The organism is Pseudomonas sp. TMB3-21 (genome assembly GCF_054898145.1).
Genome location: NZ_CM142718.1, coordinates 3,917,365 through 3,929,782 on the forward strand (window position 1 = coordinate 3,917,365; position 12,418 = coordinate 3,929,782).

General features: G+C 59.4%; 15 protein-coding genes. 6 read left to right on the plus strand and 9 right to left on the minus strand.

Annotation, left to right across the window (positions count from 1 at the left end):
• Positions 1-30 precede the first annotated feature (30 nt).
• Positions 31-327, plus strand: a complete 297-nt coding sequence (locus tag ACYZTS_RS17985; protein ID WP_461990932.1) for a DUF1330 domain-containing protein — start codon at positions 31-33, stop codon at positions 325-327.
• A gap of 144 nt (positions 328-471) precedes the next feature.
• Here the strand turns inward: ACYZTS_RS17985 and ACYZTS_RS17990 are convergent, their stop codons facing one another.
• From ACYZTS_RS17990 to ACYZTS_RS18025, 8 genes are all read right to left on the minus strand, one after another.
• On the minus strand, positions 472-1,035 hold the full coding sequence (locus ACYZTS_RS17990; protein ID WP_461990934.1) for an NUDIX hydrolase: 564 nt from the start codon (positions 1,033-1,035) through the stop codon (positions 472-474).
• 2 nt (positions 1,036-1,037) lie between these two features.
• The gene (locus ACYZTS_RS17995) at positions 1,038-1,790 is read right to left on the minus strand and encodes a GntR family transcriptional regulator (RefSeq protein WP_028622909.1); all 753 of its coding nucleotides are present in this window, start codon (positions 1,788-1,790) and stop codon (positions 1,038-1,040) included.
• A gap of 85 nt (positions 1,791-1,875) precedes the next feature.
• Positions 1,876-2,265 (minus strand): carboxymuconolactone decarboxylase family protein, encoded by a 390-nt coding sequence (locus ACYZTS_RS18000; RefSeq protein ID WP_028622908.1) that lies wholly within the window; start codon positions 2,263-2,265, stop codon positions 1,876-1,878.
• Complete coding sequence (locus ACYZTS_RS18005; protein ID WP_028622907.1) at positions 2,262-3,737, minus strand: NAD-dependent succinate-semialdehyde dehydrogenase; 1,476 nt, start codon at positions 3,735-3,737, stop codon at positions 2,262-2,264. Before ACYZTS_RS18005 ends, ACYZTS_RS18000 begins: the two co-directional genes overlap by 4 nt.
• Before the next feature lie 132 nt (positions 3,738-3,869).
• Complete coding sequence (locus tag ACYZTS_RS18010) at positions 3,870-4,355, minus strand: flavin reductase family protein (protein WP_461990937.1); 486 nt, start codon at positions 4,353-4,355, stop codon at positions 3,870-3,872.
• Positions 4,356-4,367: 12 nt separating this feature from the next.
• Positions 4,368-5,849, minus strand: a complete 1,482-nt coding sequence (locus ACYZTS_RS18015; RefSeq protein WP_028622905.1) for an aldehyde dehydrogenase — start codon at positions 5,847-5,849, stop codon at positions 4,368-4,370.
• Entirely contained in the window at positions 5,846-6,679 is an 834-nt protein-coding gene (locus ACYZTS_RS18020) for an alpha/beta fold hydrolase (RefSeq protein WP_461990939.1), read from the minus strand. The genes ACYZTS_RS18015 and ACYZTS_RS18020 overlap by 4 nt, the downstream gene beginning before the upstream one ends.
• Positions 6,680-6,721: 42 nt before the next feature.
• Positions 6,722-7,312 carry an amino acid synthesis family protein gene (locus tag ACYZTS_RS18025; protein WP_028622903.1) on the minus strand — a complete coding sequence of 197 codons (591 nt, stop codon included), beginning with the start codon at positions 7,310-7,312 and terminating at the stop codon, positions 6,722-6,724.
• Positions 7,313-7,558: 246 nt separating this feature from the next.
• Between ACYZTS_RS18025 and ACYZTS_RS18030 the strand changes: the two genes are divergently transcribed.
• From ACYZTS_RS18030 to ACYZTS_RS18050, 5 genes are all read left to right on the plus strand, one after another.
• The gene (locus ACYZTS_RS18030) at positions 7,559-8,281 is read left to right on the plus strand and encodes a haloacid dehalogenase type II (protein WP_461990941.1); all 723 of its coding nucleotides are present in this window, start codon (positions 7,559-7,561) and stop codon (positions 8,279-8,281) included.
• A 90-nt stretch (positions 8,282-8,371) separates the two neighbouring features.
• Positions 8,372-8,851, plus strand: a complete 480-nt coding sequence (locus ACYZTS_RS18035) for a DUF6130 family protein (protein WP_461990943.1) — start codon at positions 8,372-8,374, stop codon at positions 8,849-8,851.
• A 235-nt stretch (positions 8,852-9,086) separates the two neighbouring features.
• Positions 9,087-9,350, plus strand: a complete 264-nt coding sequence (locus ACYZTS_RS18040; RefSeq protein WP_028622900.1) for a DUF2790 domain-containing protein — start codon at positions 9,087-9,089, stop codon at positions 9,348-9,350.
• A gap of 311 nt (positions 9,351-9,661) precedes the next feature.
• Positions 9,662-10,387: an OBAP family protein gene (locus ACYZTS_RS18045; RefSeq protein ID WP_461996471.1), complete on the plus strand. Its 726-nt coding sequence runs from the start codon at positions 9,662-9,664 to the stop codon at positions 10,385-10,387.
• A 246-nt stretch (positions 10,388-10,633) separates the two neighbouring features.
• Positions 10,634-11,230: a serine protease gene (locus tag ACYZTS_RS18050; protein WP_461990945.1), complete on the plus strand. Its 597-nt coding sequence runs from the start codon at positions 10,634-10,636 to the stop codon at positions 11,228-11,230.
• Here the strand turns inward: ACYZTS_RS18050 and ACYZTS_RS18055 are convergent, their stop codons facing one another.
• Positions 11,231-12,418, minus strand: a complete 1,188-nt coding sequence (locus ACYZTS_RS18055; protein WP_461996473.1) for an HlyD family efflux transporter periplasmic adaptor subunit — start codon at positions 12,416-12,418, stop codon at positions 11,231-11,233. It lies immediately after the preceding gene.

Consider the following 12,418-nt stretch of genomic DNA (forward strand, 5'->3'; position numbering starts at 1 on the left):
CCATAATACAGAAATCACTGAGAGGTCACTATGAAGGCGTACTGGATTGCTCATGTCGATGTCGCGGATGCCGATCAATACAGCCAATACACCCAGCGGGCGCCTGCGGCTTTCGCGTTGTACGGCGGACGGATGTTGGCTCGGGGCGGGCGCAGCGAAGCGTTGGAGGGAGGGCCTGAGGCGCAACGTAATGTGGTGATCGAGTTTGATTCCTACGAGCAGGCGCTCGCGTGTTACCGGTCAAATGAGTACCAGGAGGCCAAGCGCCATCGCGAAGGTGTGGCACAGGCGCAGATCATTATCGTAGAGGGCGTGGCGCCGGTTTGAGCACGGCCGGGGGTGGCGCCCGAAGCAATTGTAGGAGCTGGCTTGCCAGCGATGGCTGCCTGACAGGCGACTCATCATTCGCAGATGGATCGCAGTCAACTGCAGGGCGCCATCGCTGGCAAGCCAGCTCCTACAAATACACGGCTAGCGGATAAAGTGAATCTTCCCGGTGTCATCATTGCCGATATAAATCCCGTAAACCCCCGCCTGCCGCTCCTCGATATACCGCTCAAGAATCTGCCGGATCGCCGGGTAGTAAATGCTCTCCCAAGGAATATCCTCAGGCGCGAAGAATTTGTAATCGAGCGTCTCCGGCCCGTATTGCCCGGTGATCTCCAGCGCGATGGCGCGGAAGATGATGTACACCTCGCTGATTTTCGGCACGCTGAAAATCGAGTAGGGCGAAAGAATTTCCGCACGGACACCGCTTTCTTCCCACACTTCGCGTAGCGCCGCCTGCTCGGTGGTCTCACCACCTTCCATAAAGCCTGCCGGCAGCGTCCAGGTGCCAGGGCGCGGTGGGATTGCACGTTGGCAGAGCAGGTATTTGCCGTCCTGCTCGATGATGCAGCCGGCAATGATTTTCGGATTGATGTAATGGATGTAGCCACAACCTCGACACATCAGTCGCTCGTGCGTATCGCCCGGTGGCAGCTGCTGATTGAGGTCAGCGCCGCCACACTTTGGACAAAAGCTCGGGCTGAACATGATTAGCGACCTATGCGTGGTTCTTTGAGGGCGATGGGCAGGGTGATCAGCGGCAGTTCGCCGGTTTCTTCCTGCTTGCGCTTGAGGTAATCGAGGGCGACGGCGGCGGCAGCCCGAACGTGATCGACGCACGCCTGATGTGCGGCCAAAGCATCACCGCTTTTGATCGCTTCCACCATGCGTTCCATTTCCTGGTTACTGGCGCCACGGCGATTTTCCTGGGACACCGAAGTCGCTCGCAGGTAGCTGATGCGTGCCTGCAACTGACGCAGTTGGGTGGCCGCCACGTGGTTGCCCGAGCCTTCGAGCAAGACGTCGTAAAAGCCTTGTACCGAGTCGATGACCTGTTGCAGTTCCCCTTCTTTGAGCGCCTTGCGGTTCTCTGCAAGGGCTTTTTCCAAGGCCTTGATGTCCTTCGCCTTGGCGCGCAGGGTGAACAGCTGAACGATCAATCCTTCGAGGACACACCGCAGCTCGTAGATGTCGACGGCATCGGCGAGGGTAATGATCGCCACGCGCGGGCCCTTGGCATCGGCGAATTCCACCAGCCCCTCGGACTCCAGGTGACGCAATGCTTCGCGAACCGACGTGCGACTGACGCCAAGACGATCGCACAGATCGCGTTCGACCAAACGGTCTCCCGGCAGGAGCTGAAAGTTCATGATGGCGGTGCGCAGCTTGTCCAGCACGATTTCGCGCAGGGTAACGGGATTGCGATTGACCTTGAAGCTGTCGTCGAGTGGCAGGCGTTTCATGGGGTCCGCTCTGAGTGTGGCTGTCCATGCAAAAAGAGCACTTCGATCCGTGGATCATCGTGCTCAGTCAATCAACAGCCAAAGGTTAACTGGAGGCCTCGGCATCGGCTTCGGCGAACGCTTCACGGGCGAGCCGGAAGCTATCGACGGCCGCGGGAACGCCGCAATAAATACCGACCTGAAGCAGAATTTCGCGTATTTGTTCACGACTCAGCCCGTTACGCAAGGCACCACGTACATGCAGCTTGAGCTCGTGCGGCCGATTGAGGGCCGAAATCATGGCCAAGTTTATCATGCTGCGCTCTTTAAGCGACAAACCCTCCCGGCCCCAGACATGCCCCCAGCAGTATTCGGTGACCATTTCCTGAAGCGGGCGGGTGAAGTCGTCGGCGTTCTCGATCGAGCGTTTCACGTAGGCTTCGCCCAACACCTGAGTGCGGATCTGCAAGCCGTTTTCGTACTTGTCGGTACTCATCGCGGCGTGCTCCCGAAGTCGTCCAGCCCACCCATCAGGGTGTATTTGAGTTCCAGGTAATCTTCGATGCCGTACTTGGAGCCTTCACGGCCGAGACCCGAAGATTTGATCCCGCCAAAGGGGGCAACTTCCGTGGAGATCAACCCTTCGTTAATGCCGACCATGCCGTATTCGAGTGCTTCACTCATGCGCCATGCGCGACCCAGATCACGGGTGTAGCAATAGGCGGCGAGGCCGAATTCGGTGTCGTTGGCCATGTGAACGGCTTCGGCTTCGGTGTCGAAGCGGAACACGGCGGCCAGCGGACCGAAGGTTTCATCCCGGGCGACTTTCATCGCCAGGGTTACGCCGGCCAGGACGGTCGGCTGGAAGAACCCGTGGCCCAATGCATGACGCTCGCCGCCGCAGAGCAATTGCGCGCCCTGGCTCAAGGCGTCCTGCACGTGGTCTTCGACTTTGGCCACGGCGCGCTCATTGATCAAAGGGCCCTGATTGATGCCTTGCTCGAAGCCGCTGCCCACCTTGAGTTCGGCCACGCGTTCGGCCAGTCGCGCTACAAACGCGTCGTGGATGCCGGCCTGCACCAGAAAGCGATTGACGCACACGCACGTCTGCCCGGCGTTGCGAAACTTGGCGATCATCGCCCCTTCGACGGCGCGCTCCAGATTGGCGTCATCGAAAACGATAAAGGGCGCATTGCCGCCGAGCTCCAGCGAGACTTTTTTCAGCGTCGGTGCGCACTGCGCCATGAGCAGTTTGCCGATGGCGGTGGAGCCGGTGAACGACAGCTTGCGCACCAAAGGACTTGACGTCAGCTCGGCGCCAATGGCGATGGCGTCGCCAGTGATGACATTGAAAATACCCGGCGGGATGCCGGCCTGCTCGGCCAGAGCGGCCATGGCCAGCGCCGAGAATGGCGTTTCGGGCGCGGGTTTGACAATGCAAGGGCAACCAGCGGCCAGCGCCGGGCCGGCCTTGCGGGTAATCATCGCTGCCGGAAAATTCCACGGTGTAATGGCCGCAACGACGCCGATGGGCTCTTTGCTGACCACAATGCGTGCATCGCTTTTGTGGCTCGGTATGGTGTCGCCGTAGATGCGCTTGGCCTCTTCGGCGAACCACTCGATGAAGCTCGCCGCGTAGAGAATTTCCCCCTTGGCTTCCGCCAGCGGCTTGCCTTGTTCGAGGGTGAGGATTTCTGCCAGCGCGTCGGAGTTCTCGAGCATCAGCGCATGCCAGCGCTTGAGAATCTGGCTGCGTTCCTTGGCGGTCAATGCGCGCCACGCTGGCCATGCTTTGTCAGCGGCCGCGATGGCTTGTTTTGCTTCCTTCGCGCCAAGGTTTGGCACCCGTCCGATGAATTCGCCGTTCGCCGGATTGAAGATTTCCTGACTGGCGCCATCGGCGGCATCGAGCCATTGGCCATCGATGTAGGCCTGCTGGCGGAACAGTAGTGAGGCTGCTGGACTCATGCTGGCTCCTGGAGTTTTAGGTAGATCACCTGTGGGAGCGAGCCTGCTCGCGATGGCTGGGGTACATTCAGCATCAATCATGACGGGTGCACCGCATCGCGAGCAGGCTCGCTCCTACAGTTTTTGGGTTGGTCAGGTCAGGACGGGCAGGGCGCCCAGCTTGCCTTTGTGGTAGATCATCGGCGTCACCGGCTGCTCGGGCAGGATCAGGTTTTTCACTGCGCCAACGATGATCGCGTGATCGCCGCCGTCGTATTCGCGCCACAGTTCGCACTCGATGATCGCCGTCGCCTTGGCCAGCAACGGGTTGCCCAACTCGCTCAGGTGCCACTCGATGGCCTTGGCTTTGTCCTTGCCTTTACTGGCGAAGGCATAGGCTTCGGCTGTCTGGTCAGCGGACAGCAGGTGGATCGCAAACTGCTTGCTGTCGCGCAACACCGGATAGGTATCGGAGGCGTAGTTGGGACAGAACAACACCAGCGCGGGGTCAATCGACAGCGCACTGAAGGCGCTGGCAGTGATGCCGACGATGCCGCCTTCCGGGTCGAGTGTGGTGACTACCGTTACCCCTGATGGAAAGGAGCTCATGACGTCTTTGTAAATGCCGGGTTCGATCATTTCAAAATTCTCCTAACGCATCACAAACGGATCAGGCATGGGCGCCTGGGACAGATTGATCCACACCGTCTTCAACTCGGTGTAGGCCAGCACCGAATCGATGCCGCTCTCGCGTCCATAGCCGCTGTTCTTGAAGCCGCCGATCGGCGCCATGGCCGAGACCGCGCGGTAGGTGTTAACCCAGATGATCCCCGAACGCACGTCCCGGGCGAGGCGATGTGCACGCCCCAGGTCGCGGGTCCAGATGCCTGCAGCGAGGCCAAATTGCGAGTCATTGGCAATCGCCAGCGCCTCGGCTTCATCCTTGAAGCGGATGACCGAGGCGACCGGGCCAAACACTTCTTCCTGCATGATTTTCATCGAATTGCGGTCGCACTCGAACAGCGTGGGTTCGTAGAACCAGCCTTCGCCCAAACCCTGCGGGCGTTTGCCACCCAGTCGCAGGTGCGCCCCTTCGGCGATAGCATCAGCGACCAGACCTTCGACGACTGCCAGCTGTTGCGCAGTGGCCATGGGGCCCATTTCGCTGCTGTCTTCCTGCGGGTTGCCAATGCGGATGCGTTTGGCCCGTTCGATCAGCCGTTCGACAAACTCATCGTAAATTTCGTCCTGAACCAGCAGGCGCGAGCCCGACACGCAACTTTGGCCAGAGGCAGCGTAGATGCCGGCAATCGCGCCGTTGATTGCACTGTCGAGGTGGGCATCGGCGAAAATAATATTGGGTGACTTGCCACCCAGTTCCAGCGACAGCCTGGCGAAGTTTTCGGCGCTGCTGCGCACGACATGTCGCGCGGTCGCCGCGCCGCCGGTGAAGGCGATTTTGCGGACCAGCGGGTGGCGGGTGAGGGCGGCGCCGGTGCTCGGCCCATAACCCGTGACGACGTTGACCACGCCGGGCGGAATGCCGGCCTCAAGTGCCAGACGCGCCAGCTCGAGAATGGTCGCCGAAGCGTGCTCCGAAGGTTTGATCACGATGGTATTGCCAGCGGCCAGGGCCGGGGCCAGCTTGATCGCGGTCAGGTACAGAGGGCTGTTCCAGGGAATGATCGCGGCGACCACGCCCATGGCTTCGTGCACGGTGTAGGCGAACAGATCCGGCTTGTCCAGCGGCAGAGTGCCGCCTTCGAGCTTGTCGGCGAGCCCTGCGGTGTAGTGGAAGAACTCCGGCAGATAGCTGACCTGGCCACGGGTTTCGCGAATGAGCTTGCCGTTGTCGCGGCTTTCCAGTTGCGCCAGCTGCTCCTTGTTTTCGGCAATCAGGTCGCCGAGGCGGCGCAGCAGCTTGCCGCGGGCGGTGGCCGTCAATCCGCGCCAGGCAGGGCTGTCGAAAGCCGTTTGCGCCGCCTGTACGGCGCGCTCCACATCGGCTTCGTCGGCATCGGGCAGTTGCGCCCACGGTTCTGCCAGCGCTGGGTTGAGGCTGTCGAAAGTCTTGCCGGAGAGGGCGTCAACCCATTCACCGCCAATGCACATCTGGAAGCGTGCGAGCGTCATGCAACGATCCCCTTTATCTGGGTGGGTCGGGAGTGCGCAGTGTCGAGGAATTCCAGCAGCAGCTGGTTGACCAGGCGCGGCGATTCTACGGGCATCATATGCCGTTGCTCGGCGAGCACGGCAACGGTGGCTCCGGGAATTTGCGCGGCCAGCTGTCTGGCCATTTGCGGTGTTGATCCGGGGTCCAGCTCGCCCGTGGCGACGAGGGTCGGCGCTTGAATACTGCCCAGGTCCTCGGCGCGGTACATGTCTTGTGTGGCGAACAGCTCGTAAGTGGTCAAATAGCCCTGCGGGTCGTTGTCCGCCAGCGTTTGGCGCAGCGCGGCAATCTGCGCCGGGTTGGCGGCCTGATACTCGCGGCTGAACCAGCGGGAGAGCGCCGCTTCCGCATTCGCATCCGGGCCGTGTTCGGCCGCTTGAGCGGTGCGGGCAATGACCCCGGCGCGCTGTTCGGGACTGCGGTTGAACACGCTGTTGAGTACCACCAGGCCTTGCAGGCGTTGCGGGTAGTGCAACGCAAATGCTCTGGCGACAAGGCCACCCATGGAGAAGCCGATCACCGTCGCTTGAGGCAATTGCAGGTGGTCGAGCAATTCCAGCAACTGGTCGGCGTAGCCCAGCAGCGGTGTACCGCTTTCAGGACGCGGGCTGGCACCGTGGCCGAGCATATCGTAGGCAACCACACGGTATTGGGTGGCCAGGCCAACGATTTGGCCGCCCCACATTTCTTTGTTCAGGCCCACGCCGTGGATCAAGACCACGGGCTGGCCTTGGCCGGTCGCCAGGTAACTGGTGCCAGCCGGGGTGCGTTCAGCGGTGAGCCGAATCATGGAGCGCTCCTGCATGCCTTTTTGTTTTGGTACTCGGCAGAATTACTGGGCTTTTTCAGCGGCCAGTTCTTCCAGATCGATGTAGCGGTTACCAATGCGAGGATGCAGGCGACCGCCATCGGCGCAGCCCAATACCACGACGATTTCGTCGGCGCGGGGCGCATCTTCGATCTTCATTTCCAGGGTGATGTAGTGCGAACGCAGACCTTCGTCGTCCTTATGCATCATCGGAATCTGAATCGAGCTGCCCGGCCCACCGCGCTTGTTGGTAAAGCTCAGATAGCTCTTGGCCTTGACCGCTTCACGGTAGTGATTGCCGAAACGCAAGGTGTGAATCACGGCGGAGGCATGTTCGATCTCGCCGTCTGCGCCAACGACGGCAGCTTTGCCATACGCTTCGATTTTTTCGGCGCCGCCAATGATGCTCACCAGACGCTCGACCATCATCGCGCCGAGATCGGAGCAGTTGGCTCTGATCTGTGGTTTCAGGTCTTCGACGAAGCCATTGCCTACCCAAGGATTTTTCATGACAACGGCCAGGCCGACCATAGTCACTGGCTTATCGGTGGCTTTGCCGCCTTCGATGAAGGTTTCTTCGACATAGCTGACGATCTTGCGAATTTCGAAACTCATGAGCTGCTCCGTATCGGGTGAAAGGTGTCTGTGCGTCTGATGGTATACCATAATACGTGAAGCACAAGTCCCTTAAATGAGTTTCTAATCGGCTACCGATGAAATGAAATGGCGTGCCCCGAGGTCAGTACAAAATAGCGGTCAATGTGCCTTACTACGGATTCGATGCATTGCCCGCTTGGTGGGCGAGGATTCTCCAAGTGAGTGGGTTGAAAAAATCACACGTCTTATTTCAGGAGCAACCGCATGACCAACCTGCACGAGGTAAGTTTTCTCGGTTTCGACGTGTTCGGAACCGTCGTGGACTGGCGGAGCGGTGTCGCCCGAGCCGCGGCTGCATTTCTTCAGCGTCATGGTCTGAACGTTGACCCCCTCGACTTCGCCGATCAGTGGCGAGGGCTCTATCAACCCTCCATGCAACGCGTGCGCTCTGGAGAGCGGCCGTTCGTGACGCTCGATGTTCTGAACCGGGAAAATCTGGAATCCGTGCTGGCCAGGCACGACGCCGATTTTGGCGGAATTACAAACGCCGAACTGGTGGACCTCAACAAGGCATGGGAGAGGCTCGACCCTTGGCCTGACTCCGTCACTGCACTAACGCGACTGAAGGGCAAATTCTCGATCGGTGCGCTGTCGAACGGGCACATTGCCGGCATGCTCAATCTCGCGAAATTCGGCGGTTTGCCTTGGGATGTGATCCTCGGCGCGGAGATCGCCGGAACCTATAAACCTCAGCCGCAGACCTACTTGAAGTCCGCAAAGGCCGTGGGCCTGGCACCGGCGCAAATCGCGATGGTGGCTGCGCACAATTCCGATCTGGCCGCCGCTCGTGCTATTGGGCTCAAAACGGTGTTTGTTCGGCGCCCGACTGAACATGGGCCAGGCCAGACATCTGACCTGAAGGCTGAACAGGATTGGGATGTGATCGTCGACTCCCTCACGGAAGCGGCAGATGCCCTTGGTTGCTAGGCCGTTTCGAGTGGCCAAAACCCATTGGCAGGCGTAGACAACTGCCCGGTTTGATCTAGCCTTAACAGGATCACTCGGGAGGAAAATTCCATGCGCCTTGCTCTCGGAAATCCATCAGCTCCAGCTTTGGGCTTCGTTCTGTGTATGGCAGCGTCCGGGCAGGGGCTCGCCGATAACAGCCCGCCGCCCATTCTCCCGCTGGAATCCGAAACAGCGCCCCGACTTATTGCCTATCCACCGCTGGCCGCGCCGCTCGCTCGTGGTGTTGTCATTATTCAGTATCGAGCCGAGCACGCCAGGATCATTCCGGTGTTTGGCAAAGAGGCGCAGGAGGTATCACCGCGTCTCGGCCACCTGCATGTGACCGTCGATGACTGGAAGGGAACATGGGCGCACACCAGTGAAGACCCGATTATTCTGGTCGGGCTGACGCCGGGCCCTCACAAGGTGTTGCTGGAGGTGGCTGACCCGACTCACAAGATCCTCACCAGTACAGTGGTGAGTTTTATCGTGCCGGAGACGAAGCCGATGGATGCGCATGTTGGCGAGGCGCATCAAGCCAAACCCTGACGACAAACCCCGCCTTTCTCCGTTTCTGCAGATAGGGGATCAGCCCTTTCAACTCACACTGAAAAAAAGCGCCCAGCTCGAAATGTATCGCTGTGTATCCAGGCTGCCTGTCGATACGTAATGTTTATTTCGAAGCCCTGAGTGACACATCCGGGATACCTGACGGCCGTTAAATGGGAACCAACGAGACAGCACATCCCGTCTCGCATATGCCCTCAACGTTCGGAGATATGTCATGAACTGGAAGAACCTCAGCCTCGCTTCATTGTTTGCCCTGCTCAGCGTGAGCGCAGTCGCAGCGAACGCTCAGAACGAAGTCAAACCTGCCGCTTACATGTACGGCGATCATCTGGACATTGCCAAAGTACTGTCGATTAAAGAGGCATCGGCCTCCGGCTGCGGGATCGTCCAGACTCGGCTGACTTACCTTGATTCGGCTGGTGCAACTCAGGCGTTCGACTATGGCTCCTACTCCCAGAGCTGCGGCCAGGGCAATTGATGTTTACATGCATGGGCGTTCGGCTGGAAAACCGCGATACGCGGGGAGGCAGGGTTTTCCTCCTCGGGCGAACGCATTTGCGTGAATGACGGGTTCTTTCCTGAGCTTGCTCGGTGGGTACCGGTCATTCAACCTGGCTTTCCTTTATTCCGCGAGTCTGGGCTACGTGTGGATGAGCCTGCCCCGAGCGTTTTTTTGATCTCATCGGCACTTCCACTGTCCAACGGTGACTGCATCGCCAATGGAAGGAAGTCAGGGCAATGAAAGAGATCAAGTTCAATGCTGATTATCAGATCGCGTCCAGAACAGTGATGACGTTCGCCGTCATCGGGTTGCTGACTGCGTGCGCGGGCAACAATACGGCGTCGAAGGTGCTTGCACCGGGCGAGGCGAAGACTTCCAGCACCAAAACGCTGGAGGCGGGCGCAGCGCTGCTTCAATCGCGCCCGCCGATCGAAGCGCTCAACGCCTACCTCGATGGATTTCATTTCTACAACGGGCACCGCGACGTGCAGATGGAAGCTCACCACTATTGTTCGATCCTGAACGAAGAGGTCATCCAGTGCGTGATCTACGACGGCAATCGCAAGGACGCCAAGTTGATGGGAGTGGAATACATCATCAGCAAGCAACTGTTCGCCAGATTGCCCGGTGCGGAAAAGGCGCTGTGGCACAGCCATGTTCATGAGGTGAAGTCGGGTCAATTAATTGCGCCCGGGATTCCAGAAGTTGCCGAACATGCGCTCATGGAAAAGCTCGTTAATACCTATGGCAAGACATGGCATACGTGGCACACCGACCTGAATAAAGAGCTGCCTTTGGGTGTTCCTCAACTGATGATGGGATTCACTGCCGATGGCCAGGCCGACCCGAAAATGGTCAGGGAACGGGATAACAGATTTGGCATAAACAGCTCGGAGAAGAAGAAGGCGCGAGCCGACATCCCTGCACCTGATATCGACGCGGGGGCCGATGCCTGGAGTAAGGGAAACGTCATTCAACTGGACGACCCCACGGGCAGTTCGCATTCTGACTGACGGTCATGCTGCCACGCCCAGGCTGGAGCTTAGGTATAGCGCCAGTGGACAGGGTGTTGCGGGCACGCCCTAACTGGATCCAATTAACTCACTGTATTGGAAGTCGACAAGCGGTAGGTTTAGCCTATTGCTTAAAATGATGGCGCAATGACATATTGCACCCCCTCTCGACTTCCCAGTGTGTCAACAATGCGCCCCCTCAAGTCACTTGTTGCAGCTTCGTTGCTGCTCAGCGGGTGCAATGGAATGCCAGTCGCTTTTATCCAGGATCCTGTTTTCGACCAAGCCTTTATCGTTCACTCCGGCGCGCCTTTGCCTTACGTGCTGATGGGTTCGGCCGTGCAATGGAACGAGGAATACGCCGTCACGGTAAAGCACATCCCGTATTTGTCGGGGGCGGTTTTCCAGGGGCAGGCGGACGTGCAGTTCTTCCGTCACAAGGCCAGCAGCGTACCGTCATGGCGTGGTTACAAGCCGGGCGAAGCACTGACCTCGGTCGGGTTCAATTCGCTGTACATGTCGGTCAAAGGCAGCGGTCTTGCCTTGCCGGCCATGGTTCGCCTGGACGTCAAAGAGGGCAATGTGCTCTACGGCACCCACACTGGCGCACTGGCCAAAGGCATGTCGGGCGGCCCGGTATTTTCCGCCGATGGTAAAGCGGTCGGGATCAACGTGGCGTTCCTGACCCGCGATGATGTCAGCAGACTCAAACGCGCAGACCTGATGGACCAACCGCGGGTCAGCATTTTCCTGCCCTACGCCGAAATCAATCGCGAGTGGTCGCGCTACCTCGCCAGCGTTGCTCCGGCTGCGCCGCCGGCCACCAAACTGGCCAGTCGCTGATCAGCGTTCGCGCAATGCTTCGCGGGCTCGGTTGAGCGGTTTGATCAGGTAATCCAGCACGGTTTTTTCGCCCGTGCGGATATCGACCGTGGCGATCATGCCAGGCACGATGGCGAAGCGTTTGCCGGCCTTGTTGCGCAGTTCATCCGAGTGAGTGCGGATGAACACGCGGTAGTAAAAGATCTCTGGTTTGGCATCGTCCTGAAGGGTGTCCGGGGAGATCGTTACCACTTGGCCGTCCAGGCTGCCGTAGATCGAATAGTCGTAGGCCGTGATCTTGACCTTCGCGGGCTGGTCGGGATGGATAAAAGCAATGTCGCGCGGGGAGATGCGCGTCTCGATCAGCAATTGTTCATCGAGCGGCACGATCTGCATCACTTGGCCATTGGGCGCGATCACGCCGCCAATCGTGTTGACCTCAATGTCTTTGACGATCCCGCGCACCGGCGAGCGCAAGGTCAGGCGTGACAGCGAATCGGTGCGACCACGGATCACCGCTTCGAGCATCTGCGCTTCGGCGTTGGCCTTGGCCAGGTCTTCGCGGGCGCGCACCATGTAGTCGGAGCGCGCTTCGGTCGCCTTCAATTCCAGCTCCGAGCGCTGACGGGTCAGGCGCAACACCTCGACCCGGCTCGATGCGCCGATCTTCGCCAGATTCTCTGTGATCTCCAATTCGCTGCGCACCAGTTTCAGCGAGCTCTGGATGCCGTCCAGGGTTTGCGCCAGGGCTTTGCGGCGGGTGCGGTAGAGCTCGGTTTCGGCGCGGATCAAGTCCGCAAATTCCTGCAGCGACGGGTCGAACGCCAATGGTTTTTCGCTGACCTCGGCTTGCAGTCGATTGACGCTGGCCAACGCCGCGCGGTACTTGGCCGCGCTTTCGCCGACGTTGGACTGGTTTTTCACCGGGTCGAGCTGCGCGAGGATCTGGCCACGTTCGACCAGTGCACCTTCGGTGACGTTGAGCTGTTCAAGAATGCCGCCTTCCATTGACTGAATCACTTGTTCGCGAGAGCTGGGCACCACTTTACCGGTGCCGTTGGAGACCTCCACCACCTCGAACCACGCTGCCCAGGCGATGAAACAGGCGAGCATCAGCGCGCAACCCCAGATTACCCGCGCGCCTCCTGCGATGGCACGCTCGTCGCGCCCGTCGAGGTAGGACATCGGCTCCGGTACGTCCGTTATCAT

Coding starts and splice junctions, on each gene's coding strand:
- ACYZTS_RS17985 (WP_461990932.1), top strand. CDS start 31: ATGAAGGCGTACTGGATTGCTCATGTCGATGTCGCGGATGCCGATCAA.
- ACYZTS_RS17990 (WP_461990934.1), bottom strand. CDS start 1,035: ATGTTCAGCCCGAGCTTTTGTCCAAAGTGTGGCGGCGCTGACCTCAAT.
- ACYZTS_RS17995 (WP_028622909.1), bottom strand. CDS start 1,790: ATGAAACGCCTGCCACTCGACGACAGCTTCAAGGTCAATCGCAATCCC.
- ACYZTS_RS18000 (WP_028622908.1), bottom strand. CDS start 2,265: ATGAGTACCGACAAGTACGAAAACGGCTTGCAGATCCGCACTCAGGTG.
- ACYZTS_RS18005 (WP_028622907.1), bottom strand. CDS start 3,737: ATGAGTCCAGCAGCCTCACTACTGTTCCGCCAGCAGGCCTACATCGAT.
- ACYZTS_RS18010 (WP_461990937.1), bottom strand. CDS start 4,355: ATGATCGAACCCGGCATTTACAAAGACGTCATGAGCTCCTTTCCATCA.
- ACYZTS_RS18015 (WP_028622905.1), bottom strand. CDS start 5,849: ATGACGCTCGCACGCTTCCAGATGTGCATTGGCGGTGAATGGGTTGAC.
- ACYZTS_RS18020 (WP_461990939.1), bottom strand. CDS start 6,679: ATGATTCGGCTCACCGCTGAACGCACCCCGGCTGGCACCAGTTACCTG.
- ACYZTS_RS18025 (WP_028622903.1), bottom strand. CDS start 7,312: ATGAGTTTCGAAATTCGCAAGATCGTCAGCTATGTCGAAGAAACCTTC.
- ACYZTS_RS18030 (WP_461990941.1), top strand. CDS start 7,559: ATGACCAACCTGCACGAGGTAAGTTTTCTCGGTTTCGACGTGTTCGGA.
- ACYZTS_RS18035 (WP_461990943.1), top strand. CDS start 8,372: ATGCGCCTTGCTCTCGGAAATCCATCAGCTCCAGCTTTGGGCTTCGTT.
- ACYZTS_RS18040 (WP_028622900.1), top strand. CDS start 9,087: ATGAACTGGAAGAACCTCAGCCTCGCTTCATTGTTTGCCCTGCTCAGC.
- ACYZTS_RS18045 (WP_461996471.1), top strand. CDS start 9,662: ATGACGTTCGCCGTCATCGGGTTGCTGACTGCGTGCGCGGGCAACAAT.
- ACYZTS_RS18050 (WP_461990945.1), top strand. CDS start 10,634: ATGCCAGTCGCTTTTATCCAGGATCCTGTTTTCGACCAAGCCTTTATC.
- ACYZTS_RS18055 (WP_461996473.1), bottom strand. CDS start 12,418: ATGATAACGGACGTACCGGAGCCGATGTCCTACCTCGACGGGCGCGAC.